We start from the raw sequence: 24,877 nt of genomic DNA on the forward strand, positions 1-24,877 counted from the left end.
GTCTCGTCGGCAGGGGATCAGCGACGCGCCGTGGCCCGCTGGGCCACCTGGCGTCCTGCCACGGCCAGACCGGTGAGCCCGGCGGCGACGAGCATGGTCAGCGCGACCGGCAGGACCGGCGAGCTGTCGGCCACGAGACCGACCTGACCTGCCTGCACGCCCGCGGGGTCGGAGTGCAGACCCGTCACGGACTGCGTCGCGATCGCGAGGTTGCCCGCCTCGAGGGAGCCCCACGCGTAGACGACCGTCAGGGCGCCCTCGGTCACCGGGACGTCCGCCGGGCCGAGCAGCGCCGGCTCGGTGGTGCCCGTCGCGACGACCGTCGCCGAGACGGTGCCCGCCGGCAGGTCCAGCGTCTGCTCGTTCGGGTTCGTCAGGTTCGTCACGACGGCGTCGCCACCGGCGAGGACGTCGACGCCCGGTGCGGCGGCCACGTGGCGGACCGTGAGACGGCCCTGGCCGGCGGCGGTCGCCTCGGTGTCGTTGGTGAACAGCGTGGCCGTCGGCTCGCCCGCGGCGTCGAGGTGCGCGACGGCCGTGTAGTTGCCGCCGCCCGCGAGCGTGAGGTCGACCGGGCCGATGGCCGGGGACGACGCGTCGGCCGCGTCAGCCGCCGTGATCGCCACGGAGTACGTGCCCGCGGGCAGGTCGAGCGGGCCGGCCAGCGTGCCGGGCGTGAAGTCGTCGAGCGTGCGCTCACCGTTCACCCACACGTCGACGGTGAGGTCGGGGACGCCGTGCAGCACCGAGAGCTTCGCAGAGCCGCCCGTGGCAGCGGAGGCGGGGAGCGCCGCGAACGAGGCGACGAGGCCGAGGGCCAGAGCACCGGCAGCGGTGCCGGTGAGGAGTCGTGCGCGCATCGGAGGGTCCTTCCGTGGGGCCCGCGCGACGGCGGGCGAGGACGTGCTGACACCCCTACTTCCCCTGCGCAGCCCGATCCGGATGCACCTGCGGCGAACTTTCTCTTCGCGGACGTCCCGGTGGTGCCGCGGTCCCGCGGTGACGGGCCGCCGGGTGACCTGCGGCGACGGGGGTTGCGCAACAGTGGCGTTGCGTAAAAAGCGCCCCTGACCTGCGGGTAAGCAAGCCCTTCCTTGCTGGCGGGATCGGTGGGACGGGTCTAGCGTCGAGACGTTCCCGCCCCACGCCCCACGCCCCACTCCCCGGAGGTCCCCATGAGCACCCTCGCAGAGCTCCCCGCCGTGGCCGAGTGCTCGGTCGCCGGCTGCTCGTACAACGACCACTCGTCCTGCCACGCCGCGGCCGTGACCATCGGCGGCACGGGGGACGCGCAGTGCGCCACGTTCATCCCGCTGAGCGTCAAGGGCGGGCTGGACCGCGTCGTCTCGCACGTCGGCGCGTGCCAGCGGCAGGACTGCTCGCACAACTCGCACCTCGAGTGCGGTGCGCCGTCCGTGCGCATCGGCGCCGGCCACGACATCGCCGACTGCCTGACCTACACGGCGCGCTGACGCGACCACCCGGCGGCGGTGCCGCTCGCGTGAGGGGTGCTCGGTTCAGGGGTGCTCGGTGAGCTCCACCATCGTGCGGACCAGCTCGGCCCCGTGCGGGACCAGCTCGCGCTCGCCGGGCAGCAGCCCGGGAGCGACCGAGCGCAGCGCTGCGGCGTCGTCGAGCGCGGCGAGCGGCGAGACGTCGCTCGCGTGCAGGAACGCCGCGAGGAGCGCGCGCGCCGCCTGCGAGTAGTCGCCACCCGCGTCGACCGCGACCTCGGCGATGAGGACCGCCGTCACCGCGACGTCGAGCTCGGGCGTCCCGGTCCGGGCGTTGGCCCAGTCGACGACCATCGGGCCGTTCTCGGTGAGGACCACGTTGCCCGGGTGCAGGTCCAGGTGCACGACGGACGGCCCGCCGTCGAGGTGCGGCCGGTCACGGTCCGTCGGCAGGCGCCACGACGGGGGCGCGGGCACCGCGTGGAGCATGCCGTGCAGGTCGGCCAGCACCTGAGCGGCGTCGGCCAGCGTGATCTCCCCGGCGGTCATCGCCTGCAGCAGCGTGGGGCCGTACACGCGCGTCATGACGATGTCGGACCCCTCGGCCCGCAGCACGTCGGGCGTGGGGTAGTCGAACGTGCGCACGTGGCGCAGCAGCTCGACCTCGGGCGTGGCGTCGCGGCCCTCGCGGTACCGCCGCAGGACGCGCTCGTCGTCGAGCACGTAGACGTCGGTCGAGAACCCCGAGGTGAGCAGGTGCCCCGGGACGTCGCCGGGCGGCGCCGACCCGAGAGGAACCACGTCACCGGGGTGCATGCCCATGACGGTAACCCCGTTCGCCCGATCTGTCGCGGGGTGCGCAGGGTCGCCGAGCGGCACGCGGCGGCGTCAGGAGGTCGGCGGCGGTCCGTCGCGCAGGTCGTCGGGGGATCGGTCGTCGTCGAGGTGGCGACCGTGCCCCCGCTGCTCGGGCGTCGTCGTGCCGTAGGGCCACAGCCCGGCGCCGAGGACGCCGGGCGGGAGGGCCGGGCCGAGGAGTCCCGGTGTGCTCGGGCCGGTGCCGCCGGACGACCGCGGCACGGACGTGCCCGCGGGGCCCGCGGGCCGGGGGATGCCCTCCCACGGCTCGGGACGCGCCAGGTGCGCCACACGCTGCAGCGCCTCGGCGTGCGTCTCGGGCAGGGGCTCGACCCACACCCGGACGGGCTGCCGGACAGAGGCGCGCACGTCGACGTCCCCGCAGCGGTGCGTGATGTCGGCGCGCAGGTCGGCCACGCGGGCCGCCACGTCGTCCGCCGTGCGCGTCAGCACGACGAACACGCCACCGCCCAGCGTCGCCATCGGGTGCCCGGACCCGAACGCCTCGCGCAGCGCCGCGCCCACCGCGGCGGAGCGCGCGGCGCGCAGGAGGCCGGTGACGTGGCCGGCCGCGACGTCGACCACCGCCAACCCGTGCAGCAGCGCGGGGTCGACGTCATGCTGCTCGGCGTCGAGGTACGCCTCGGCGAGCCGCACCGACAGGTACTGCTGCGTCGGCAGCCCCGTCTCGGCGTCGACGCACGCGCCGGTGGTCACGAGCACCGCCTGCGCGTCCGCCCAGCCCTCGTTGAGCGCGCGGACGGCGTCCAGCGGGGGCATCGAGCGGCCCGTCGAGCGGTACAGGCACACCAGGTCGTCGAGCGCCTCGCCGATGCCCACACCGTGCTCGCCGCGCGCGCGACCCAGCTCGAACGCGGCCGCGGCGGCGTCGGTGCCCTCGAGCACGGCGACGGCCAGGGTGTCGACCGCGGGGTGGTACCAGTCGGACGGGCGCCGCCAGACCGACGCGACGCTCTCCTCGCGCCAGCGCTCCCGCAGCCCCTCGGGGAGGGCATGCCCGTCCTTCTCGATGTTGGTGGTCACACGGGTAGGGAGTGCGTGACGCGCGGATCATGACGCGAGTAGGAGGGGTTTCACCCGATCGGACCCGAGTTCACCCGGTCGCCGCCGCCGCGAGGTGCCGCGGCGCCCCGGGCCCCGGGGCCGGTCGCACCCCCCCGTGGCCTCGGGTGACGGCGCCGGCACGGCCGTCCTGCGGGTCCGCGACCTGCGCAAGCGCATCACCCGCCTGGGTCACCCGCCGCCGGAGTCCTGTTCATCCGATCGGTCGGGTATGGCAGGCTGTCGCAGCGAGGTCGCCCGTGGGTCGGCGACCCGACGGCGACCTGACGGGGACGGCGGCGTGGCCACAGACGGGAGCGGGAGCGGGGTCATCGAGGATGACGCCGCGCTCCTGCGCGCCACCCGGGAGGGTGAGACCGCCGCCTTCGGCCGCCTCTACGAGCGGCACGCCGGCGCGGCGCTCGTGGTGGCTCGGCAGTACACCCACTCGGCCGCCGACGCCGAGGACGTCGTCTCCGACGCGTTCGCCAACGTGCACCGCGCGCTGCGGGGCGGTGGCGGACCCGAGAGCGCGTTCCGTGCCTACCTCTTCACCGTCGTGCGCCGGGTCGCCGCGGTGCACCGCACCGCCGGACGCCGCACCGAGCCGACCGACGACGTCGCCGTGCTCGAGACCGCCTCGACGCCGGTCGAGACGGCGGAGGCACCCACCCTCGCCGGGTTCGAGCGCAGCGTCGTCGCCCGGGCGTTCCGCTCCCTGCCGGAGCGCTGGCGCGAGGTCCTGTGGCACAGCGAGGTCGAGGGGCTGACGCCCGCCCAGATCGCGCCGATCGTGGGTCTCACCGCCAACAGCACGGCGGCCCTCGCCTACCGCGCGCGCGAGGGCCTGCGTCAGGCCTACCTGCAGCAGCACCTGCAGGACCCGCTGGACGACGGCTGCCGCGCCGTTGCCGGCAAGCTGGGCGCGCACGTGCGCGGCGGGCTCGGCGCCCGGGACACGCGGCAGGTCGAGCAGCACCTCGACGACTGCGGGGAGTGCCGGGCCCTGGTCCTGGAGCTGGGCGACGTCAACCACGGCATGCGGGCCGTCGTGGCGCCCCTGGTCCTGGGGCTGCTGGGCCTCGGGGCGCTGGCCCATGAGCTGCCGGTCGGCGGCGGCCTCGCCGCGGGCGCCGCCGCGCTCACGCACCAGGGCGGCGTCGCGGCGTCGGGCGGGGTGGGTGGTGCGTCAGGTGGGGCGGGCGCCGCGGGTGGCGCGGCCGCCGGTACGGGCACGGCGGCGAGCGGTGCGGTAGCGAGCGGTGCGGCTGCGAGCAGTGCGGCGGCCAGCGGTGCGGCTGCGAGCAGCGCGGTGGCGGGCGGTGCGGCTGCGAGCAGCGCGGCGGCGGGCGGTGCGGCGGGGGTCGCGACCGGTGCCGCCGGGGTGCTCGCCGGTCTCTCCGCTGGTGCGGTCGCGGTCGCCGTCGCGGCGGTCGTGGTCGCCGTCGCGGTGGTGGTCGGCGCCGTGCAGCTGCTGTCGGGACCCGACGGCGTGGTCGCCGAGCCCCGGCCCGACGTGTCCGGCGCCTCGGAGACCGCCGCGGCGGCGCCGTCGGCGTCCCCGACCGCGGCGAGCGCGCCGTCGACGTCCCCGACGACCGCCCCGGAGCAGGACGAGGCGGCCGCCGACGACGACGCCGCCGCGACCGCCGACGAGGCCGTGCCGGGCCAGGTGCGCCCCACGGCCGCCGCCACGCGTGCACCGGCGGTGGCCGGCGCACCGAGCGCGGCACCGGCCGGACCGCCCGCACCGGGCGGAACGCCGGCACCGGACGCGCCGGGTGCGCCGGGCACCGACCCGACGACCGCGCCGACGCCGGCGCCGACCACCCCACCCCCGCCGGGACCGGCCGACGTCGTCGTCACCGCGCCCGGGGGTGGCATCGCCCTCACCGCCGGGGTCGCCGGACAGGCGATCACCCTCACGGTCGGCAACGCCGGCGGGCTGCCGGCCGCCGCCCTGGTCGCCGACGTCGCCCTGCCGTCCGGCGTCACGCTCGTCGCCGGCGAGCTGGCGGCCGGGGGCTTCGGCTTCTCGCCCGCGGACGCCGCCGCGTGGTCGTGCGTCACGGGCGGCGCCGGCGGCGACGCCACGTGCACGCTGCAGGAGCTGGCGCCCGGGCAGGAGGCGGTGCTCGCGCTGCAGGTCGCGGTCGACGAGTCGTACCTCGCGTCCGGTGACGAGGCCGTGCGGGTGCGGATCTCCGGCGACGGCGCCGTCTGGGAGCCGGCACCCATCCGGATCGCCGTCGCGCCGTCGCCCCCACGCCTGGCCTTCGGGGAGCGGCCGCCGACCGACGTGCAGCTCGTCACCGGGCGCAGCCACCTCGTCGAGGTGCCCGTGCGCAACGCGGGCGGCACCGCCGTGAGCGCCGGTGCACCCGCCGTCGTCGAGGTGGGGCTGCCGCCCGGCGTGTCCGCCACGGGGGCCGCGCCGTGGTCGTGCACCAGCGCCGAGGGGTCGATCGCGTGCCGGCACGGCACGCTGGCTCCCTTCGAGCGCGCGACGCTCGGCCTCACGCTGAGCAGCTCGAGCACCGCCGCGACCGGCGCGGGCTCGGTGCAGGTCCGGCTCACGCCGTCCGCGCACCGGCCCGTCGAGACGTACGACGTCGCCTACCGCCTGGTGCGCCCCGCCATCCTGACGACGACTGTCCCCGCGACGCTCGACGTCGCGCCCGGCACCCCGGCCGAGCTGGCGGTCACGGTCGGCAACGAGGGCGACCTGACCGCGAGCGGCACGACGCTGACCCTGACGGCGCCGCGCGGCGCCGCGGTCGCTGCCGGTGGCGGTGACGGCTGGGCCTGCGGGGGTGACGACGCCACCCGGACCTGCACGGCCGACCTCGCCGCGGGTGCGCGCAGCGCGCTGACGGCCGCGGTGACGGTGCCGGTCGGGACCGTCGGGACCGTCGGTGCCGTCACGGTCACCGTCGCGGGCCCGGGCGCCGACGTGCCCGTCGCGTCCCGTCCCGTCGCCGTGACGTCCGTCGAGCCGGTGCTCACCGTCACGGAGGCCGCCGCGGTCGTCGACGGCTACCGCGGCGGCACGCTCGCGTTCGCCGTGGGGGTCGCGGGGAAGCGGGACGACGGCCGGCCCGCCGCGGCCGCCACCGGCGTCCTGGCCACCGTCACGCTGCCGCCGGGCGTCACGGTCGACCGGACCGGCGCGGGGCCGCGGACAGCCGGGTGCACCGACAGCGGCAGGTTCGTGGCCTGCGCCCTCGGTGAGCTGCCCGCCGGCGGGTTCGTCCCGGTGGAGGTGCCGATCCGCGCCGCGGGGGCCGTGCTGGGCACCGTCGACGTCCGCGTGACGGCCACCGGCGCGCAGGCGGCGTCGACCTCGACCAAGGTCGTCGTGCCGTCCGCGAACCTCACGCCCGTGTGGACGGGCGCCGGGGACCTCGACGTCGTCGAGGTCGGGGCGCCCCTCCTGCTGTGCGCCGACGCACGCGGCGGTGTGTGCCCCTCCGTGCACCGCGAGAGCGACAACAACGGCCTCGACATGCGTCCCCTCGACCAGGCGCCGCCTCCCGGTGCGCGGGCCCGCGTGCCGGTGTCCTCGCAGACGCTCCTCGACCTGCCCGCCGACCGGCCCGTCGTGTGGGCCGGCCTGTACTGGTCCGGCGTGCGGGGGACCTACGACCCCTGGAGCGGTCCGCTCGACACCGCGCGGCTCCGCACGCCCGACGGGACGTGGACCCCCGTCACCGCCGACGCCGTCACGCAGGTGTCGGACACCAACGGGCGGCGGTACTACCAGGCGGCCGTGGAGGTCACGGACCTCGTGGCGCGCGGCGGCGGCGGCGCCTGGGCGCTGGCCGACGCTGCCGTCAGCGAAGGGCGCAGCGACCGCGACCCGAGCTACTACGCCGGGTGGTCGCTGGTGGTGGTGCACGGGACGCCCGCCCCGGCGGGCACCCCCGGCGCGTCGTCGGTGACCGTGCACCAGGGCGGCGCCTGGATCGGCACGTCCGCTGCGGCACCCGCGTTCGTCTTCGTCGGCGAGGCGGGCGCCCGCACGCGCATCGGCGTCGTCGCGTGGGACGGGGACCGCGCCAACACGGGCGACCGGCTGACCCTCTCGGGCGTCGGCCCGCTGACGCCGCTGCGCTGGAACGGGTCGGCCGTCGTGGGCGGCGGGTCGGCCGACAACGCGTTCGACTCCACCGCGACCGGCTGGACCTACCCCAACGCGCTCGGCGTCGACGCCAAGGGCTTCGCGGAGGTCACGCTGCCGTCAGGGGTCGGGACGCTGACGCCCACCACGGCCGGCGACCAGTACCTCATCGGTGTCGTGACCGTGCGCACGGCGCAGGCGCCGCTCTCCGTCCCGGTGGGCTGAGCCGACCTTCACGCCGCCGCACGTGGCGCTGCTGCCGTGCGGTCGGGTCGGACGAAGGTGCGCTGCCGAGCCGGACGGGGTCCCCCGATCCCGTGCACCGGCTCGGCAGCGCGTGTCCTCAGCGGGCGTCCCCCGAGCCGCTGAGGACGTCTGGGTCGCTCGCCGAGGAGTCGTCCTCCACCGGGTCGAGCAGCCGGAGGTGGGGGAGGCGGTCCCGGAAGCGGCGCACCTCACCGGTCGTGCCGGGCACGAGCGACAGCGCGGCGAACGTCTCGGCGCCCGGCAGCGCGTCCTGCGCGAGCTCGCGCAGGAGGTCGGCGGTCTCGGCGAGGTCGCGTGCTGAGGGACGGGGGCGCGTGCCCTCGTCGTCGGGCTCGTCGTCGACGTCGTCGGGCAGGCTGACGTACAGCACGAAGCCCGCGCGGGACCCGCTGGGCGGGACCGGCGCGACGGGGACGGGGCGAGGGGCGGCGCGACGGCCGCGCAGACGAGCAGGTGAGGTCATGGGAGTCTCCGGGCTGGGTGACCGGCGGCGGTGCCTGCAGCGGTCGGTGGACGGACGGGCCGGGGTCGGGTCAGGCCCGACAGCAGCACGGATGCCACCCGCAGACGCGCACGCGGCCGCGACCGGCGCGCAGAGGGGACGTCTCGGGACTCACCGGACGATCGTGGCACGGTGGGCGCTGTCACCCCAAGGAGTTACCCGAGGCGTCTCAGGCCTTGGTACCGCGCCCACGAGCGTCGGCACGCGGGAGCGGCCCGCGTCAGACGATGCCGTACAGGCGGTCGCCCGCGTCTCCCAGGCCCGGCACGATGTACGCCTTCTCGTTGAGCCGCTCGTCGACGGCCGCCACGACGACCTGCACGTCCGCGCGGTCCCCGACGAACTGCTCGACCACGCGGATGCCCTCGGGCGCCGCGATGAGGCAGACCGCGGTGACGTCCCGCGCCCCGCGCTGCAGCAGGTAGTCGATCGACGCGACGAGCGTGTTGCCCGTCGCCAGCATCGGGTCGAGCAGGAAGCACTGGCGACCGGTGAGGTCGTCCGGCAGGCGGTTGGCGTACGTGATCGCCTCGAGCGTCTCCTCGTCGCGCTGCAGGCCGAGGAAGCCGACCTCGGCCGTCGGGAGCAGGCGCGTCATGCCCTCGAGCATCCCGAGCCCCGCCCGCAGGATCGGCACGACGATGGGGCTGGGGTTCGCGAGCTTCACACCGCTCGTCGTCGCGACGGGCGTCACCACCTGGACGTCGCGCGTGCGCACGTGCCGCGTCGCCTCGTAGGCGAGCAGGGTCACCAGCTCGTCGACGAGCTGGCGGAACGTGGGGCTGGCCGTGTCCGCGTCACGCAGGACCGCGAGCTTGTGGGCGACGAGCGGGTGGTCGGCGACGTGCAGGCGCATGAACGTCAGGGTAGTGCGAGGATGCCCTCTGCTGCCCGGGACGGTGCGGAGCGCACGCGACGACGTGCGCGACCTCGAGCGGTGCGGGACGGCGGACGCGTGTGCGGGTCCGGTGCGCGGCGGTGGCCGAGGGGTGCGGGACGGCGTGGGGCGGAGGCGGGGCGTGGGGAAGCGGACGGACATCGACCCGCCGTCGTCGACCCCCGTGGTCGGTGGCGCCGAGGTGCCCGGCGTGGCCGAGACCCCGCGCGTCGTCGTCGGGGCGCCGTCGCCGTCGGCGACGACTGCGGACGAGGCGGCGATGGGCCTTGCCCTCGCCGAGGCCCGCGCCGCGCTGACCAGCGGGGACGTGCCGGTGGGCGCCGTCGTGCTGGGTCCCGACGGCGCGGTCGTCGGCCGCGGACGCAACGTGCGCGAGGCCGACGCCGACCCCACGGGGCACGCCGAGGTCGTGGCGCTGCGCGCGGCGGCCGCCGCCCTGGGTTCCTGGCGCCTGGACGGCTGCACGCTGGTCGTGACCCTCGAGCCGTGCCTCATGTGCGCCGGCGCGCTGCTGCAGGCACGCGTCCCGCGCCTCGTGCTCGGTGCGTGGGACGAGAAGGCCGGCGCGTGCGGCTCGCAGTGGGACGTCGTGCGCGACCGCCGGTCCCTGCACCGCGTGGAGGTCGTCGCGGGCGTCCGCGCCGAGGAGTCGGCGACCCTCCTGCGCGACTTCTTCCACCCCCACCGCTGAGGCCCACCCAGGCCACCTACCGCGCTCGGCGTCAGGCGGGCGTCAGTGGGGGAGTGGGGGCAGGAGGTCGGCGAGCTGCGTGAGGGTCTCGCTCGTGCCCGCGTCCAGGGTCAGCGTCGCGTAGACGTCGCCGCGCGTGGCGCCGCGGTTGACGACGACGACGGGCCGTCCGGACCGCGCGGCGTGGCGGACGAACCGCCGGCCCGAGTGCACCGTCAGGGACGAGCCCGCGACGAGCAGCGCGTCGGCGGCGTCGACCATCGCGTACGCCCGCTCGACGCGCTCGCGCGGCACGTTCTCGCCGAAGTAGACGATGTCGGGCTTGAGGATGCCGCCGCACCCGCGGGACGGGTCGTCGGGGTCGGGCTGCCAGCACGCCTGCACGCGGAAGTCCGCGGTCTGCTCGACGACCGCGTCGGCATCGGGCGCGATCTCGACGTCCGCAATCTGTCCCATCCGCTCGACGAAGCCCGGGTTGAGCGCCTCCAGGCGCTCCGCCAACGCGGTGCGCGGCACGACGCGGTGGCACCGCAGGCACACGACGCGGTCGTACCGGCCGTGCAGGTCGATGACGTGGCGCGACCCCGCGGCCTCGTGCAGCAGGTCCACGTTCTGCGTGATGAGCCCGAGCACGACGCCCCGCTGCTCCATCGCCGCCAGCGCGCGGTGGCCCGCGTTCGGCACCGTCCGGTGCACGTGCCGCCACCCCACGTGGTTGCGCGCCCAGTAGTGCCGGCGGAACGCCTCGTCGCCGACGAACTGCTGGAACGTCATCGGCGTGCGCGGCGGCGAGTCGGGCCCGCGGTAGTCGGGGATGCCGGAGTCCGTCGAGACGCCCGCGCCCGTCAGGACCGTCAGCCGGAGCCCGCTCAGGAGCGCGACGACGTCCGCGAGGGAGCCCCGCGTGACGGGGACGGTCGGGGACGTGCTCACCTGTCCACGGTACGACGAGCGCGCGCAGTACCACCGCCGCAACGGATTGGGTCCGACGGCGCCGAGCGGGTACTGTGACCCCCCGAGGTAGCGTGTCCGAGCGGCCTAAGGAGCACGCCTCGAAAGCGTGTGTGGGTGAAAGTCCACCGTGGGTTCAAATCCCACCGCTACCGCCAGGGGGTACTGACGGAACTCAGTGCCTTGAAGTGACAGAACCCCTCGCGGGGGCCCGGAAGGGCTCCGAGCGGGGGGTTTCGTCGTCTCGGGGGCGGTTTGAGGGGTCACGAGGGTGACGCGTCGGGCCGTAGGCCCACGGTCGGTGCTCTGGCGAACGACGACGGATGCGCCGATGGCCCGCTGGCCTGAGGCCGCGGGCGATCGGTGGATGTGAAGTTCGGGGTGGCCTGAGGGGTCAGGCTGCGATCGGCGGTTCGACCGCCGCCTCGTGCTCGAGGAGCTCGACGGGTTCGTATCCGAGTACGTCGGGCGCTTGGGTCAGGACGATGTCGTCACCCGTGTAGCCGGTGGTGCGTGCCCACTTGCGCAGCATGCGCAGGCTGTAGTGGACGATCGCGAAGGTGGCCATGAGCCCGGCGGCAGCGAGGCCGACGACGCGGATGGAGCCGCGCTGGACGCCTTCGCGGTCGAGGGTCTTGAGGTTGCCGTAGCCGCTCTCGACGCCGTTGCGACGGTTCCACTCGGTGGTCCATGCCGGTGAGCCCCAGCGCAGGCGCTGCCGCAGATGCTGCATGACTGTCCCCGGAATCGTGATCGTCGCCTGCTGGAAGACCTTCTTCTTGCGCTGGCCGCGGTCGCCGTGTCGCGGCCGTGCGTCGGAGCGAAGAAGTGCCGGGTGCCGTTCGTCTTGCGTCGGCCGTTCGGGACGAGCGCGTACTGCTCGAGCTCGGCCTGGGCTGCCTGGAACACGCGAAGAGCCGCGAGGTTCGTCTCGTACTCGGCTGTGTGCTTCGGGTTCGCGTTCGGGCCGGGCTTCTTGAGCGCGAAGCGCGGCGGGCGAGCGATCTTGTGCAGGTGCCGCGGTGTCCACGGTGCGCAGGGCCATCCGTCGATCATCATGACGCCGGTCTGGTGATCCAGGACCGGGCCTCGCTGGACTTCGGCGAGGTCGAAGACCTGGTCCAGGCCGCGCTGCAGCACCGGATCAGCCCAGTGGTCGTGGGTCGCCATGGAGAAGCCGCGATCGACGATGACCTCGCTCACGGGCTGGCGCGCCATCAGGCTGTCGATCATCCGCAGGGCCGGGCCGGCGACTGATGCGTTGCCAGGGACCAGCTTCATCGCGGTGATGAGCTTGAGTGGCTGCTCCGGGGAGCCCTTGGCGAACGAGGTGCTGACCGTGAGCATCTGGTACCCGAAGAAGCGCTTCGCGTCGTACTTGTTGTGAGTGGCGGTCTGGTAGCCCCAGCGTGCGTCCGGGTCCCACGCCTGGGTGGGATTCAGGACGAAGGTGCTGTCGTCCAAGCGGTAGTCCTCGCCCTTGGTGGCCCGGACCTGCCGGGCGCCGCGAGACCAGGACGGCAGGGAGGAGGCGTCGATCGCGATGACGTCGGCCGTGGTGCTCGCCGCGGACCCGCGACGGGCTTCCCCAGTCCGTACCCGGCTCGCGTACATCTCGACGAACGGCCCGGACAGCAGTTCCAGTGCGGTCGGTGCGGCGGCTGGTTCAGGCCGATTCGGCAGCGACCACACCCACTGCAGGAACGCGACGACGATCGTCGCGGCATTGCGTGCCGAGACCACCGACGGCGGCTCGAATCCGGCGACCATCTGCACCGTCAAGGGCCGCAGCGCCGCCCGCGCCCGGTCGTCGAGGGTCTGCGGCCGGTAGGTCTCGATCGCCGACCGGACCGCCGGCTCGAGCGGCGCCATGTCGGGGTGGGCTGCCGCTCGGGGCCCCTGGGTCGCGCGCCGGTAAGCGGCACGGTCCGCTCGCGCCTGTGCGAGCTGCTGGCGCTGCGAAGTCTTCTTCGTGTTCGTGGGTGTTGTGGCTCGAACCACCTCCGTCATCAGTTGCACATCGTCGGCGTCCAGGTACGCGCCCAGGACGTCTCGGTCGACCGGCACGGTGCCGGCCGGGATCCCCGTGACAATGGAGGGGCGCGCAGTTGCGATGAGTCCTTCCAGCCTGAAGTAACTCAGCCGGTGCCCGCTGAGCCTCTCCGCCAGCGCTGCGACCGTGGGCAGCGACGAGCGGGAGCACACGGTCCGCAGAGCAGCCGGAGCAGGTGCTGCACGCCGTCGAAGGGCCCTGTGTATGGCAGGTTCCCGCGGGACTTCCGCCACGGCGCGCTGCAGCGTCAGTAGGCGCCGGATGTGGTTCTGGCGCGTGCCCTGCGGGCCGGTGAAGCCGGCGGCGAACCGCTCGATCGCCGCGTCCGAAAGCAGGGCTCTCAGGTCCGGAACCTCGCCGGGATGCCACCCGCAGGGGCTGGCGAGGAAGGCGCACAGGCTCGACCCGAGAACCTTCGCGTCCTCCGGGTTCTTGGGTGCGGCCGCCGTCAGTGCGGCACGGACCGGCGCAGCGGCGTGCGTCCAGGCGTCGGCAGAGAGCAGTCGGGGGCGGTAGGTGGCGATGCGATGCGTGATCGCGTTGTTGTTGTCCATGCCAGGACTCGTGCGCTGCTCGCGGTCTCCGGCAATCGGCGCACGGACGCGGTCGCGATCGGAGCGGAGGGGGCGCGTCTACGCATCTGGCGACCGGGGTTGTGCCCGGTGAGTGCGCGCACACAGGTGTCGTCGAGCGAACGCAGCTCAGCATCACCAGCGACAACCCAGTCGCCAGGGGTGTCCAACCCATGGAGGACAACATGTCCGCACCGACGCACAACACGACCCGCCGTCGCACCCTCAAGCAGGGGCGCCTCACGGAACTGCTGGCCCGGCGCGAGCAAGTCGGAACCGCCTGGGCGGAGAGGGCCTCTCACGGCCCCCCCGGCCTCGGCGACCTCACCCGGGAGCTGACCATCATCGAGTTCGCCCTGACCGAGCAGTGGCCTCACCTCGCGCAGTCATGGCTGCCTGCGTGGGTCATCTCGGACGCGCGCAAACTCCACGACCCGTCGACCAAGACCGACGGGACCTGCGGGATCTGCAGGTCGTCCACACGCCAGGCCGCTGCCTGATGCACTCTTCCGGTAGGGCGAGGCCATGTGCCTCGCCCTACCGGCCTGAACGCCCCTACCGAAACGGGTCAACCGACGTCGGGGCAGTCCCAAGGCTCCCGATGAGATACTGAGGCCAGTTCACCGTCACCGGGGGAGTTGCCGCGTCCTTGGTCGGTGCACTGGCCATTGTCAGAACGACTCGCTAACCTTCCCGCCCTCATCCCTGGCGACGTCGCCCTAGTCATGCTGACGGCTGTCACGCAAGAGCGTCTCGATTGCGGGTGGTGCGATCCGGCGCTGCACATGCTCGACAACGATGTCTGGGTGCTGGGTGATGAAGACGAGTTTTTCCGCGGAAGAGTCGAGCACCATGAGATGGCCCGCGAAGTGCGACAGTGCAGTCACCCTACTGACGAAACCCGCCAGATCCATCGTCAACTTCCACTCGTCCCGGGACTGCCAGAGGGTGCGGATCGAAATCTGGTCACCCGAGGCTCGTCCCGACTGCTGCTCCCAAATTTCCTCAAGCACCGCTCGGAAGTCGAAGTCCTCGAGCGGCTGTTCCAACTCGGCGACGCGTTGGAGCTTCTCCTCAGGCGACTCGAGCACGAAAAGGAGGTCCATCAGCGTGTCGAGCGGATACGCATACTGCATGAGTGCCTCGTGGAGACGCACCAGAACATCGACGGTGACGAGCGATACCCCACCTGTAGCTCGGCACTCCTCGAGCACGGCCGGGGCGTTCTTGCGCTCGAAGCCGGTGAACTCCCGCGCGATGATCACAGCGTGCGTTGCGCCTTCCGTCGCGTCGCGATGGCTCGCCGCCGAAGCCACCGCCGCCGTGACGTTGGCCACCGCGCTCGCACTTCCCTTGGCCTCCGCGATGAAGGTCCGATGCCCCGGGCCGACGGGCGCCACCACGAGGACGTCCTTCTTGCCAGACGCCCCGTCACGGGTCGCCGAAAAGCCCATGAGCCGAAGGACGGCGGCCACTGCGTTCTCGAACCTGGTGTCGCCGTCATATGAGGCGTTGCGCAGTTCGATGATCGCGTCCTCGTGGTTGCGGTCATAGGTCTCGGCAAGCGCTCGGAAGAGCTTGTCGCGCCACTCTAGAATCTCCCGGACCCGTAGTTCGTCGATCCCCATGCTGTAGAGGTGCCCCTCCGTAAGCCGCTCGGCCACGGCAAAGAGATCAAAGGCGCGCATGACCGAGGCGCCCTTCTTCCCGCCGCCGGCTCGTGCCTCCATCGTGCGGTAGAAGGGGTGATTGGTGTTCACCTGGAGGTGGCCGTTGGTGGCCTGAAGGGTCGCCAGCGGCTCGGCCTCACCAAGGGGGGAGCGGTCGATGACTGGCTCGTTGAGGTCAATGCTCGTTGGCTTCTCGACAGCGCGTCCGAACAACGCGGCCATGGGGTCCCGGAACAGTTCGCGGGACCGAGTTGGGAGCCAGCTCTCTGTCTTCGCGCCGCGGACCGTTACCTCGTCCTGTGAGTCGATCGCTATCCGGGCTGCGCGGTACAGAGCACTTTGGAGCGTCTTGAACTCACGGGCCATGGCAGTGTCGCGTCGCAAGCTCTCGCGATCGGCCAGAAGCTCGGCGTCGACGCCGTCGGCGCGAATGACGAACTGGGACCGGTAGAACGTCGCGAAGGACGGGTCGTTGAGGAAGAGCTTGTCGTCGTCAGGATTGACGAGGCGCCCTCGCACCATCAGGAAGAACCCATGGCTGCGCCCCTCGTCCGGCTGCGCGCGAAGAGGGTCGGCGAACAACCTGACCGTGGCAGTCACGCGCCCGATCGTGGGGAAGATCAAGGCCGGCTCAGCCGCGTACGGCTCATCGGCCTCGTAACTGCCATCGGCGCGTGGCTCAGGCGCGTAGTCGATGTCGCCTTCAATCTCGCCGGCTTGAAGCGCGGACTGCCACGTGGATTTGAGCGAGGCGACGATCGGTTCCGCAGTGAGCTGCCAGGTGACCGCAGCGTCGCTGGCGAGCCGGGGCTCGACCTCGTGGTCGTCTACCCAGACCTGGAAGTCGGGTCGAAGAGGCATGCCGTTACCCAGGACCCAGGCGAGACGGCCAGGGTAAAGTGGCTTGGTCAGCCGGAGGTCGTCGATCACGGCAAGCGTCCAGTGGTGCTCAGCCAGCATGAAGTCGACCGCCTCGCCCTTGGGGAGAATCGACCTGACCACCGCCAACGCTTGCTCTTCCGTGAGTGCCCGCACGCTCGTCATGTTGGGCGCTTGCTCAGTCGGTCGTTCGTCACCCTCGGCCCGACCGACCTCGGGCTCGGGCCGTTCCTGAGACCCGATAGGTCCTGGCGCGTGAGCCGAGACCGGGAGCGGCTCCTCTCCCAGCGTTTGGACGCCGTCGTCCGCCTGGCTCGGCGCCTCCTCGGCACCAGTGAACCTGCGGTAGTCGACCGAGACGGCGAGGTACTGTCCGTCGCCGTTCTTGCAAATGTGGCTCATTCGGTGCCCGACGGCATAGCTCGCCAGCTTCCCGATGCCGAACTTCCCGATCACAGCGCGCGTACGGCCCTCGGCAGAAGCGACGCGGCCATCGCCAAGTTGCTCTTTGGGGCTTCGGGCGATCTGCCACATCTCCTCGATGCCCTGTACGGTCATCGACTGCCCGTTGTCCCACACGATCACCTGTCCGCTCGCGTACTCGCCCGGCAGGTACACGTAGCAGCGGGTCGCGAGCGCGTCGAAGCCGTTCGCCACGAGCTCTTCGATCGCCTTGTTCGGGGATGAGTACAGGTGCTCTGAGAAGTGCTTGATGATCGCGTGGTCGACGCCGATCGATACCGACTTGACCGGATCGCCGACCTCGAAGTACGCCGTCGCTCCCACGGCATCGTCGGTAGCCGTCATGGTTTCACTGCTCGAGCTATCCGTCACGGCGAACGCCCTCCCTAGCCAGTACGTTGGCCCGAGCGTAGGGGACCCGGGTTGTCCTCGTGGTGAGCCCGGCGTCTGCTTGTGGGTCGCAGGCTCTAGACTCCAGTGCCATGAAGGCCGTCGACCTCTTCGCGGGCGCGGGCGGCGCCACCCAGGGCCTCCGCGACGCCGGCTTCGATGTCGTCGCTGCTGTCGAACTGGACCCGGATGCCGCCGCGACTTGGTCGCTCAACCATCCAGGCAAGATGCTTGTCAAAGATGTTCGCGAGGTCACTGGCCCGATGCTCATGGCCGCCGGTGGCTTCAAGCGCGGCGAACTGGACCTGCTCAAGGCGTGCCCTCCATGCCAAGGCTTCTCGTCACTACGCGGCGCGAGCACCCCCGACGAGTCGCGGAACGATCTCGTGCTCGACACGCTCCGCCTCGTCCGCTCGCTCCGGCCTCGCGCTGTCCTGATTGAGAATGTCCCCGGCCTCAGGAAGGACGGCCGCTTCGTACAACTTGCGGCCGGCATCCGCCAGCTCGGGTACAACTTGCAGGACTACCTTGTCAACGCCCACGAACTAGGTGTTCCTCAGCGGCGAAAGCGTCTCGTAGTCATTGCGGTTCGGGGAGTCGAGGTGCCCAGTGGCCTCGACGAGTTGATCCCCGGTGTCGAGCGTCGCGCCGCGATGACTGCGGGAGAGGCTCTGGCTGCTCTGCCGCAGGTCGAAGGCGAGCCAGGCCTCCTAGATGCGCCGCGGCGACGCAATGCAACGGTGATGCTGCGAATCGCAGCAGTCCCGGTCGGTGGAAATCGGTTCGCGTTGCCCTTAAGCCTTCAGCTCGAGTGTCACAAGCGGTTGACCGGTAAGGACGGCAAGGCCGCTCGGATCGCAACGAGCAGTTACGGCCGAGTGGTCAACGAGAACCCCGCGCCGACGATGACGACTCGGTGTACGACTCCGGCGTGTGGGTCCTTCATTCACCCGACCGAGAACCGCGGTATCACGCTCCGCGAGGCGGCCGCGTTTCAGACCTTCCCCGCCAGTTATCAGTGGTCTGGAACATACGGCTCAGTCGAACGTCAGATCGGGAACGCCGTCCCGGTGTGGATGGCCGAGTCGCTCGGAAGGGCGGTAGGTCGCCTTCTCGGCTATCAGGCCCAGGTGATGCTCCGGACCAGGGCGGAGCACCGGCGCGAACACGCGGCCGAACGATGAGTGGGTCGGCACGTGTTTGGCTACGCGTTGCGGGCCCTGCGATCCCGAGCACCCCGATTTCGATCGGCCCTTTCACGCTGCAAACGCTGGATCCAGGGACTGAGCCGGCGATACCACCGGCGACCCCCGACCTGTCCGGATCCGGCTCCGCGGTTGTTGCTCAGTTCGGGCAGGAAGTCGTAGGCTCAGGCTACGCGTCCATCGAGGTCGAGGGGGACCTGAATGACGCGATACTCCGGGTTATTGAGCACGACGTGCCGCTCCTGGCTACCGCGCTCTCGTTGCAGCACGACGAGCCGTACCGGCTCGTCCCTCGGTTTGCGGTCCAGGGAGAGGACCTGGTCACAGCGATTCAGACGAGGTTCATCTTCTGGGATAGGCAGGACATCGACGCGGACGCAGCAGCGCCGATTCATGCGATGTACGAGCGCCTTGTGGCCGACCCGAGGGCGTACTCTGCCGCGCATCTGTTCTCGCACGCCGTGTCCTTGCACGATCAGGCACCTGCGCCCGAAAACTCGGCGGCGGCCGTGCTCAACTACTTCAAAGTGATCGAAATAATCGTTGGATGCATCGAGCCCGCAGAAGAGTCGGACGCCGACGCTCGACGGGCTGCCGTCGTCGACGAACTCACGAGTAAGCTCAACCGCGGCGGGTCGCCGGCGGTCTCAGCCAAGGCGATCAAAGGCGCCAGGGATGAGTTGCTGCGCATCGACCAAAAATTCCTGGATCTCAGGATTAAGGCCGCGGGCGCGGCATATGGACTAGAGCGACGAGCGATCGAACAGACTTCGGCACTGAATCGCTTCCGGAACCAACGACTTGGGCACGGTGGCGACCCCCCGCGGCTCTCGGAGCTTGAGAAGTGGCTCGACCGCAAGAGCCCGTACAGCGCGCCATCGCTCGCCCGCCTGTTTCTGCTCAAGTATGTCAACAGTCTTGGATGAAGCGCGCTCTTGCGGCGTTCCCGACGGGCAGCGGCAAACATGCGCCGGGCAGGCAAGAGGCAAACATCTTCAGACGCAGGCGAGCGCCGGCATCGCGCTCGACTCGGCCGACGGCTTTGGAGATTATGTCGGCCAGCTCCTCGCCTCCATAAGCGCAGGGGCGGCGATCCGGTTCCATTCAGCCTGGTCCCAGCCAAGGTAGCCGCAGATCCCGGTGACTGTACGGTGAATGGCGGACACGGCAGTCGTGTGCAGCATTGTCACCCAGCCAGGGTCCAGGCCGATGAAGACCAGCTCGCCGCCGTTCGGCCCAGCCTCGTCGGTCTGGTGCATGAAGAACCTCATACCGTGGGGCTGGGCGTGCGCAACGGCGGAAAACAGACGAAAAAGCGTCGCGCCTACACCGAGCGAGCTGCCCGGCGACTCTACGAGGCCGGCGATGAGCGCCTGGTCGCTGGGAGCTGGGCTGTCGAGCTGACCGACGGACGCCCCGAACCGAGAGGTTCTCTGCTCCCATCTGAACCCTGCGCGCTCGCCACTTTCACGGATGGCGTCCACGGTCCCGGCGAGCTGGCCGAGCGACTCCGCCCCACCGCTTAGGCCGGGAACTGCCACGAGGTTTTGCTCCTCGGCGAGCGACTTGAGCCGTAGGGCGTAGAACCGGCGGATGCGCTCCCTGGTGTCGACGGTGAGTTCGTACTGCCAGTAGACCGAGCCGAGGCTGACAAGCATGGTCCGCAGAATGGTCGCGCCCGAGAACGTTGCGTGTTCATCAGCCGCGATCGCCGCGTAGGCGTGCAAGTGGTCGGCGACGTGCGCGAGCCGTGGGATCGCATCCATGACGAGCTCAACCGTCGGGTCGCCCCAGGTGTCATCCCATTGCCGATTCGCCATATCCACCGCGGCAGGGCAATCGGGCCTCGCGTCGAAGTCCTGATCGCTCAGCCAGTCACCGATCGTCGCGGCGAGTAGGCGGAAGTGCGGGACCATCGCACTCGACATCGTCTCGGGCGGGTCGCCGGTCGTCATGGGCGAACGCTATCGTTTCCACAGGTCAGGGGCCCGCCGTGTGAGCGAATCGGCCGCTCCGGTGTGAGAGGGAGGTCAACTGCCCCCCATCGCTGCAGGTCGGGTAGTTGTGTCACTACCCCGCCAGGGGGTACTGACGGAACTCAGTGCCTTGAAGTGACAGAACCCCTCGCGGGGGCCCGGAAGGGCTCCTCGCGGGGGGTTCAGTCGTTCCCAGGGCGCTCGGTCGGGCCGCAGGCGGCGTGCCGACGGGCGCTTCGCGGGGCCAGACGCCGTACGTGGCGGCGCACCCGGGCACGACGATGAGCCCACCGGCCTGGGGCCGTGGGCTTGTGGAGGGGTGCTGGGGTTGTCGTCGGGGTCAGGCTGCGGCGGGTGGGCTCAGCGCCGTGGGCGGCTGGTCGTCGTCGAGCTGACGACGCCGTCCTTCCTGACGCTCGGCGAGGACCACGTCGCCGCGGAGGCCTGGGACGCGAGGGTCGAGGAGTAGGAGGACGACCTGCAGGACGCCCCGGGCTGGCTCCCGTGGGCTGGCCCGTGGCAGAAGTACCTCGACGAGTCGCACCCGTACACGAACCGCAAGGGCGGCTACTACGCCGTGGACCTGAAGCGGATCGTCGCCGACGCCGCGCCGGTGGCCGCGACCCCCGTCGAGTCAGCCCAGCACTGCGCGGCTCCGAGAGCAGACCGGTCGCTTCCCCACCACATGCCGACGTGCGAGCCCGAAGATGTGCACGACACGGCGCACCCGGCCCGGGACTTCAGTCCTACGACCCTCCGTCCGATGGACCCCCGGGCACAGGTGTGCTCACCCACCCCGGCCGAGCCCTGGAGCATCCCTGTGCGTCCCTCGCTACGTCACGCCTCACCCTCGCGCGTCGCCGCGCTCACCACCCAGATGCCACGCGCGCTGGCCGTGCTCCTCGCCGCGACGCTCCTCATCTTCGGGCTGGCGCCGACGCGCGCCGCTGCGGCGGGTGACGGCAGCTCGTTCGACAGCCCGGCGCCGCTTCCGCTGACGGTCCTGGACGGCACGTTCGAGACCACGACGGAGGGCCGCACGATCCCCCAGGCCGTGAGCGGCCCGCCGATGTGGTACTACGCGACCTGGTACGAGTTCACGCCGAGCATCAGCGGACAGATCACGATCGAGGCGAGCTCGGCTTTCCACAACGGGCTCGAGGTCTGGAACGCCGCCCGCCAGCCCCTGGGCAACACCAACTACACCCCGACCACGAACTCGCGGCTGACCATGTGGTTCAACGCAGGCATGACCTACCGGCTCGGGTTCGGGAGCTATGGCCCGGCCAGCGGGACAGGTCCCGCCACGCTCACGTTCCGCCCGACCCAGGTGCCCACCGCACCCACCGCGGTGACGGCGACCGCCGGCGACCAGTCCGCGCTGGTCACGTGGTCGCCCGCCACCGGCATCGTGCGGGACTACTCGCTGGTCTGCACGACGCCCGGCCGCATCCGTTTCAGCTGCGGCACCGCGGCGGGCAACCAGTTCTCCGCGACGGTCACGGGCCTGACCAACGGTCAGCCCACCACGATCGAGGTCCGCGCCCACAACTCCGCCGCCTTCGGTGCCGGTCCGCTGTCGGCCGCTGTGGAGGTGACGCCCCGCGGGACGTCCTCCGTCGTCCTGACGACCGACCCCGCGGTCGTGGTCAGCGGTGAGCCGTTCGCGGTGGACGCCACGGTCACGCGGTCGGACGGCTGGATGGCCACGGGCAGCGCGACGCTCGTCATCGCCGGTGAGTCACGCACGGTCGAGCTGTCCGGCGGCGGAGCCCGCGTGACGGGCCTGACCTCGCCGGTCGGGACCGTCCCGGTCACGGTCACCTACGAGGGCTCCACCGCCGTCACCGGATCGAGCGGCACGCTCGACATCAGCGTCGGCCGCGCCTCGCAGCGCGTGACGATCGACGAGATCGACTCGTTGACCTACGGCCACGCTCCGGTCACGGTGTCCGGCTCGTCGACCTCCGGCGGTCCGGTCACGTTCGCGGCGACCGGCGCCTGCACCGTGTCCGGCGATCAGCTGCACGCCACCGGCGCTGGCGAGTGCACGCTCACGGCCTCCCAGGCCGGGACAGCCCAGATCCTGCCTGCCACGGCCTCGACGACCTTCATGATCGCCCAGCTCGCCCAGACGCTGACCCTCGAGGTCCCCGAGCTGGTCTACGACCAGAGCGCCGACGTCGAGACGTCCTCCTCGGCCGACCTGCCGGTGACCCTCACCGCCGACGGCGCCTGCACCCTGACCGACGGTCGCCTCACCGCGACCGACGTCGGGACCTGCACCGTGACCGCCACCCAGGACGGCACCGCCGACGTGTCGGCCGCCGCACCCGTGGTCGTCGACGTCCAGGTCGAGCGCCGCACCCAGGACGTCACGATCGCCCCGATCGGCGACCAGCTGTTCGCCGTCGAGCCGGTCCAGGTCACCGCGACCTCCTCGGTCGGGCTGCCCGTGACCCTCACCGCCGCCGGTGCGTGCGTGATCGTCGAGGACCTGCTCTTCGCGATCACGTCCGGCGAGTGCACCGTGACGGCCACCCAGGACGGGGACGAGCACACCCTGCCCGCCCGCGCCTCGAGCAGCGGGCGCGTCACCGGGACCGCCGCGCCCGCGACGGTGGTCATCGACGCCGAGCAGGGCGACGACGCGGACGGTGCCCCGTTCGTGGTGCTGGCCACCGGCGCCCGGCCCGGCACCGAGCTGGTCGTGACCGAGTCCACCACGGCCCGCCCGCTCGCCCGCGTCACCGTCGGTGCCGACGGCACCGCCGTCGCGACCGGCGTCCTGCCCCCCGGCCTGGCGGCCGGCGAGCACCGCCTGGTGGTCTCCACGGTCGGCCCGGACGGCGCGCCCGTACAGACCGAGCTGCGCTTCACGGTCGGCGCGGACGGCACGCTGGCCTGGATCGGCTCCAGCGCACTCGTGGCCGTCCCCGCGCCCGTCGCCCCCCCGGCACCGGCACCGGCACCGGCACCGGCACCCCAGCCGGTCACCCTGGCCACCACAGGCACCGACGGCACCCTGCCCGTCGCGCTGACCGCCGGTGTCTGGCTGCTCCTCGGCGCAGCCCTCCTCACGGTGCGACGCCGCCGCAGCACCACCGCCTGACAGTCCCCGCGGGGCATCGACGGGCTCCAGCCCGTCGATGCCCCGCTGGCACACCCGCCCAGCCCGCACGACCCGATCGCTGCCCGGCGACAGCAGCACGGCGCCGACCACTGCGCCGACCTCCCCTCTCCTGAAAGGCGTTCACATGGCGCAGCGTCGTGAGGGCGGAGTGCCGCCCGTCACGGGCTCCCGGCCGGTGACGGTGCCGGCGTCGGGACCAGCAGTCGCACCCCCGGCAGCCGCAGGAGCACGCCCCCCGCGCGCAGCCGGTCCATCGTGGTGTCGTCGAAGCCGTTGCCCTTGCCGCGCACGATGACGGCCGCGGATCCCGAGGTGAGGTAGGCGACGGCGTCGTGCTGCCAGCGCGCGTTGTGGCGGCGCGAGACCGGCCGGCCCTGGTCGTCGCGCGTGCCGACGAGGTACGTCTGGCCGGAGACGTCGATGCGCGTGGCGCACCCCTGCTCCTCGTCGCGGGACAGGACGTCCAGGACCGCGAGCGCGCCGGGGGAGTCGGCGCGGACGCAGCCCGTGGCCGGGATGAGCTCGCGGGCCTCGGCCAGCGGACGCAGCTCCGGCGGCGGGGCGCGCAGCGCGCCCGTGGCCAGCCCGAGGGTGCAGGTGGTCAGCGCCGCGACCCACACCCGCTGCCCGGTGGGGACGAGCGAGACGCCCGCGGCCAGGACGAGCGCCACGGCCGCCGCGCTGTAGGCGGCGTAGTTCGCGTAGTACGACGGTGCCGCCAGGACCACCGCGACCTGTGCCACGAGGAGCGCCACCCACAGCCGCGCCCGTCGACGCCGCCACGCAGCGAGTGCGGCCCCGGCGAGGAGCACGCAGACGGCGCCCGTGGCGGCGGCCCGCGCCGGTGGGGCGGCGTCGTGCAGGGCCGTGCCGGTCCCGGTGATCCCCTCGACCCGCTCGAGGACCGTGGCCGCGGTCCGTGGCCGGCCCAGCTGGGCCAGCAGCACCATGCGGACCGTCGCGGTGGGCGCGGCGACGAGGAAGGGCAGGACGACCAGCAGGGCGGACGCGGCGGCACCGGCGGTCACCCGGAGCGCCGGTCGACGGCCCGCGGTCCACGCCGCCCAGGCGATCACCACGGCGACCGGCACCGCGTTCCAGATCTTGACCGTCGGCCCGAGCCCGAGCACGAGCCCCCCCGCGTACCACCACCGGCGGGAGGCGGCCGGGGCGCGCGCCCGCTGCAGCAGCGACACGGCGACCAGCAGCGTCAGCGTGCCGAGCGGCTCGAGCAGCGTCAGGTGCTCGGCCTGCGCGGCGGCCGCCGAGAGGGCGTACAGCCCGCCGGCGGCGACGGCGGCGGCCGTGCCCCAGCGCCGGGCCAGCAGCACCACGAGCACGGTGTTCAGCACCCCGACGACGACGAACCCGACCCGCGCCGCGGCGAGCGCGCCCGGGTCGCTCACCCAGCGGGTGAGGGCGGCGAACGGGGCCAGCGCGAGGGCGACCCCCGGCGGGTGCAGCAGCAGGAAGTCCCGGTACGGCAGCCGTCCGTGCACGAGCGCGACGGCGGCGGAGAAGTACACGCCGTCGTCGTAGCCGTGGTACGCGCGCAGCCCGGCGGCACCCCCGAGCAGGCGCCAGCGCACGACGAGCGCCAGGACGCCGGCCGCGCAGGCGACCGCCCACGCCGTGGCGCGCCCGTCCTGCGTGCGCGCCGCCCCCCTGCGGCCTGCACGAGCCATGCCGCCAGCGTCGCAGCGCGTCGCGCGTGCTGCCACAGGCCGGTCGCCC

General features: G+C 72.5%; 17 protein-coding genes and 1 tRNA gene. 8 read left to right on the forward strand and 10 right to left on the reverse strand.

From position 1 onward, the window contains the following. Positions 1-17: 17 nt before the first annotated feature. The gene (locus tag KKR89_RS02255; RefSeq protein WP_208197080.1) at positions 18-860 is read right to left on the reverse strand and encodes a DUF4397 domain-containing protein; all 843 of its coding nucleotides are present in this window, start codon (positions 858-860) and stop codon (positions 18-20) included. Between the two features lie 315 nt (positions 861-1,175). Between KKR89_RS02255 and KKR89_RS02260 the strand changes: the two genes are divergently transcribed. Next, positions 1,176-1,472 carry a DUF1540 domain-containing protein gene (locus KKR89_RS02260; RefSeq protein WP_208197081.1) on the forward strand — a complete coding sequence of 99 codons (297 nt, stop codon included), beginning with the start codon at positions 1,176-1,178 and terminating at the stop codon, positions 1,470-1,472. A gap of 45 nt (positions 1,473-1,517) precedes the next feature. On the opposite strand, the gene KKR89_RS02265 is transcribed toward KKR89_RS02260, so the two are convergent. After that, on the reverse strand, positions 1,518-2,270 hold the full coding sequence (locus KKR89_RS02265; protein ID WP_208197082.1) for an aminoglycoside phosphotransferase family protein: 753 nt from the start codon (positions 2,268-2,270) through the stop codon (positions 1,518-1,520). A 72-nt stretch (positions 2,271-2,342) separates the two neighbouring features. Beyond that, positions 2,343-3,356, reverse strand: a complete 1,014-nt coding sequence (locus tag KKR89_RS02270; RefSeq protein ID WP_251140977.1) for a hypothetical protein — start codon at positions 3,354-3,356, stop codon at positions 2,343-2,345. A 319-nt stretch (positions 3,357-3,675) separates the two neighbouring features. Here KKR89_RS02270 and KKR89_RS02275 point away from each other — a divergent pair, with 319 nt between their 5' ends. Further along, the gene (locus tag KKR89_RS02275) at positions 3,676-7,719 is read left to right on the forward strand and encodes a sigma-70 family RNA polymerase sigma factor (RefSeq protein ID WP_208197083.1); all 4,044 of its coding nucleotides are present in this window, start codon (positions 3,676-3,678) and stop codon (positions 7,717-7,719) included. A 118-nt stretch (positions 7,720-7,837) separates the two neighbouring features. On the opposite strand, the gene KKR89_RS02280 is transcribed toward KKR89_RS02275, so the two are convergent. Then, positions 7,838-8,224 carry a hypothetical protein gene (locus KKR89_RS02280; protein ID WP_208197084.1) on the reverse strand — a complete coding sequence of 129 codons (387 nt, stop codon included), beginning with the start codon at positions 8,222-8,224 and terminating at the stop codon, positions 7,838-7,840. A 259-nt stretch (positions 8,225-8,483) separates the two neighbouring features. Further along, the gene (gene upp / locus KKR89_RS02285; RefSeq protein ID WP_208197085.1) at positions 8,484-9,119 is read right to left on the reverse strand and encodes a uracil phosphoribosyltransferase; all 636 of its coding nucleotides are present in this window, start codon (positions 9,117-9,119) and stop codon (positions 8,484-8,486) included. Positions 9,120-9,351: 232 nt separating this feature from the next. Here upp and KKR89_RS02290 point away from each other — a divergent pair, with 232 nt between their 5' ends. Beyond that, the gene (locus KKR89_RS02290; protein ID WP_256443243.1) at positions 9,352-9,852 is read left to right on the forward strand and encodes a nucleoside deaminase; all 501 of its coding nucleotides are present in this window, start codon (positions 9,352-9,354) and stop codon (positions 9,850-9,852) included. Positions 9,853-9,894: 42 nt separating this feature from the next. Here the strand turns inward: KKR89_RS02290 and KKR89_RS02295 are convergent, their stop codons facing one another. Next, complete coding sequence (locus tag KKR89_RS02295; RefSeq protein ID WP_208197086.1) at positions 9,895-10,785, reverse strand: Sir2 family NAD-dependent protein deacetylase; 891 nt, start codon at positions 10,783-10,785, stop codon at positions 9,895-9,897. A gap of 86 nt (positions 10,786-10,871) precedes the next feature. Here KKR89_RS02295 and KKR89_RS02300 point away from each other — a divergent pair. Continuing rightward, a tRNA-Ser gene (locus KKR89_RS02300) sits at positions 10,872-10,961 on the forward strand. Positions 10,962-11,280: 319 nt separating this feature from the next. On the opposite strand, the gene KKR89_RS02305 is transcribed toward KKR89_RS02300, so the two are convergent. Further along, positions 11,281-13,410, reverse strand: coding sequence for a hypothetical protein (locus tag KKR89_RS02305; protein ID WP_208197087.1), 2,130 nt, complete (start codon positions 13,408-13,410; stop codon positions 11,281-11,283). A gap of 191 nt (positions 13,411-13,601) precedes the next feature. On the opposite strand from KKR89_RS02305, the gene KKR89_RS02310 reads away from it, so the two are divergent. After that, positions 13,602-13,928 carry a hypothetical protein gene (locus tag KKR89_RS02310; RefSeq protein WP_208197088.1) on the forward strand — a complete coding sequence of 109 codons (327 nt, stop codon included), beginning with the start codon at positions 13,602-13,604 and terminating at the stop codon, positions 13,926-13,928. A gap of 219 nt (positions 13,929-14,147) precedes the next feature. Here the strand turns inward: KKR89_RS02310 and KKR89_RS02315 are convergent, their stop codons facing one another. Further along, the gene (locus KKR89_RS02315; protein WP_208197089.1) at positions 14,148-16,784 is read right to left on the reverse strand and encodes an ATP-binding protein; all 2,637 of its coding nucleotides are present in this window, start codon (positions 16,782-16,784) and stop codon (positions 14,148-14,150) included. A 137-nt stretch (positions 16,785-16,921) separates the two neighbouring features. Between KKR89_RS02315 and KKR89_RS02320 the strand changes: the two genes are divergently transcribed. Both KKR89_RS02320 and KKR89_RS02325 read left to right on the forward strand, forming a co-directional pair. Further along, a complete protein-coding gene (locus KKR89_RS02320; RefSeq protein ID WP_208197090.1) occupies positions 16,922-18,013 on the forward strand; it encodes a DNA cytosine methyltransferase in 1,092 nt (363 codons plus the stop codon). Further along, entirely contained in the window at positions 18,010-18,960 is a 951-nt protein-coding gene (locus KKR89_RS02325; protein ID WP_208197091.1) for a hypothetical protein, read from the forward strand. Before KKR89_RS02320 ends, KKR89_RS02325 begins: the two co-directional genes overlap by 4 nt. Before the next feature lie 123 nt (positions 18,961-19,083). Here KKR89_RS02325 and KKR89_RS02330 read toward each other — a convergent pair whose 3' ends face one another. Continuing rightward, positions 19,084-19,989, reverse strand: coding sequence for a hypothetical protein (locus tag KKR89_RS02330; RefSeq protein ID WP_208197092.1), 906 nt, complete (start codon positions 19,987-19,989; stop codon positions 19,084-19,086). A gap of 784 nt (positions 19,990-20,773) precedes the next feature. Between KKR89_RS02330 and KKR89_RS18500 the strand changes: the two genes are divergently transcribed. After that, positions 20,774-23,122, forward strand: coding sequence for a fibronectin type III domain-containing protein (locus tag KKR89_RS18500; RefSeq protein ID WP_208197093.1), 2,349 nt, complete (start codon positions 20,774-20,776; stop codon positions 23,120-23,122). 179 nt (positions 23,123-23,301) lie between these two features. Here KKR89_RS18500 and KKR89_RS02340 read toward each other — a convergent pair whose 3' ends face one another. Then, positions 23,302-24,828: a glycosyltransferase family 39 protein gene (locus KKR89_RS02340; RefSeq protein WP_208197094.1), complete on the reverse strand. Its 1,527-nt coding sequence runs from the start codon at positions 24,826-24,828 to the stop codon at positions 23,302-23,304. Positions 24,829-24,877 lie beyond the last annotated feature (49 nt).

Origin of the sequence: Cellulomonas dongxiuzhuiae, assembly GCF_018623035.1 — a bacterium.
GTDB classification, from domain to species: domain Bacteria; phylum Actinomycetota; class Actinomycetes; order Actinomycetales; family Cellulomonadaceae; genus Cellulomonas; species Cellulomonas dongxiuzhuiae.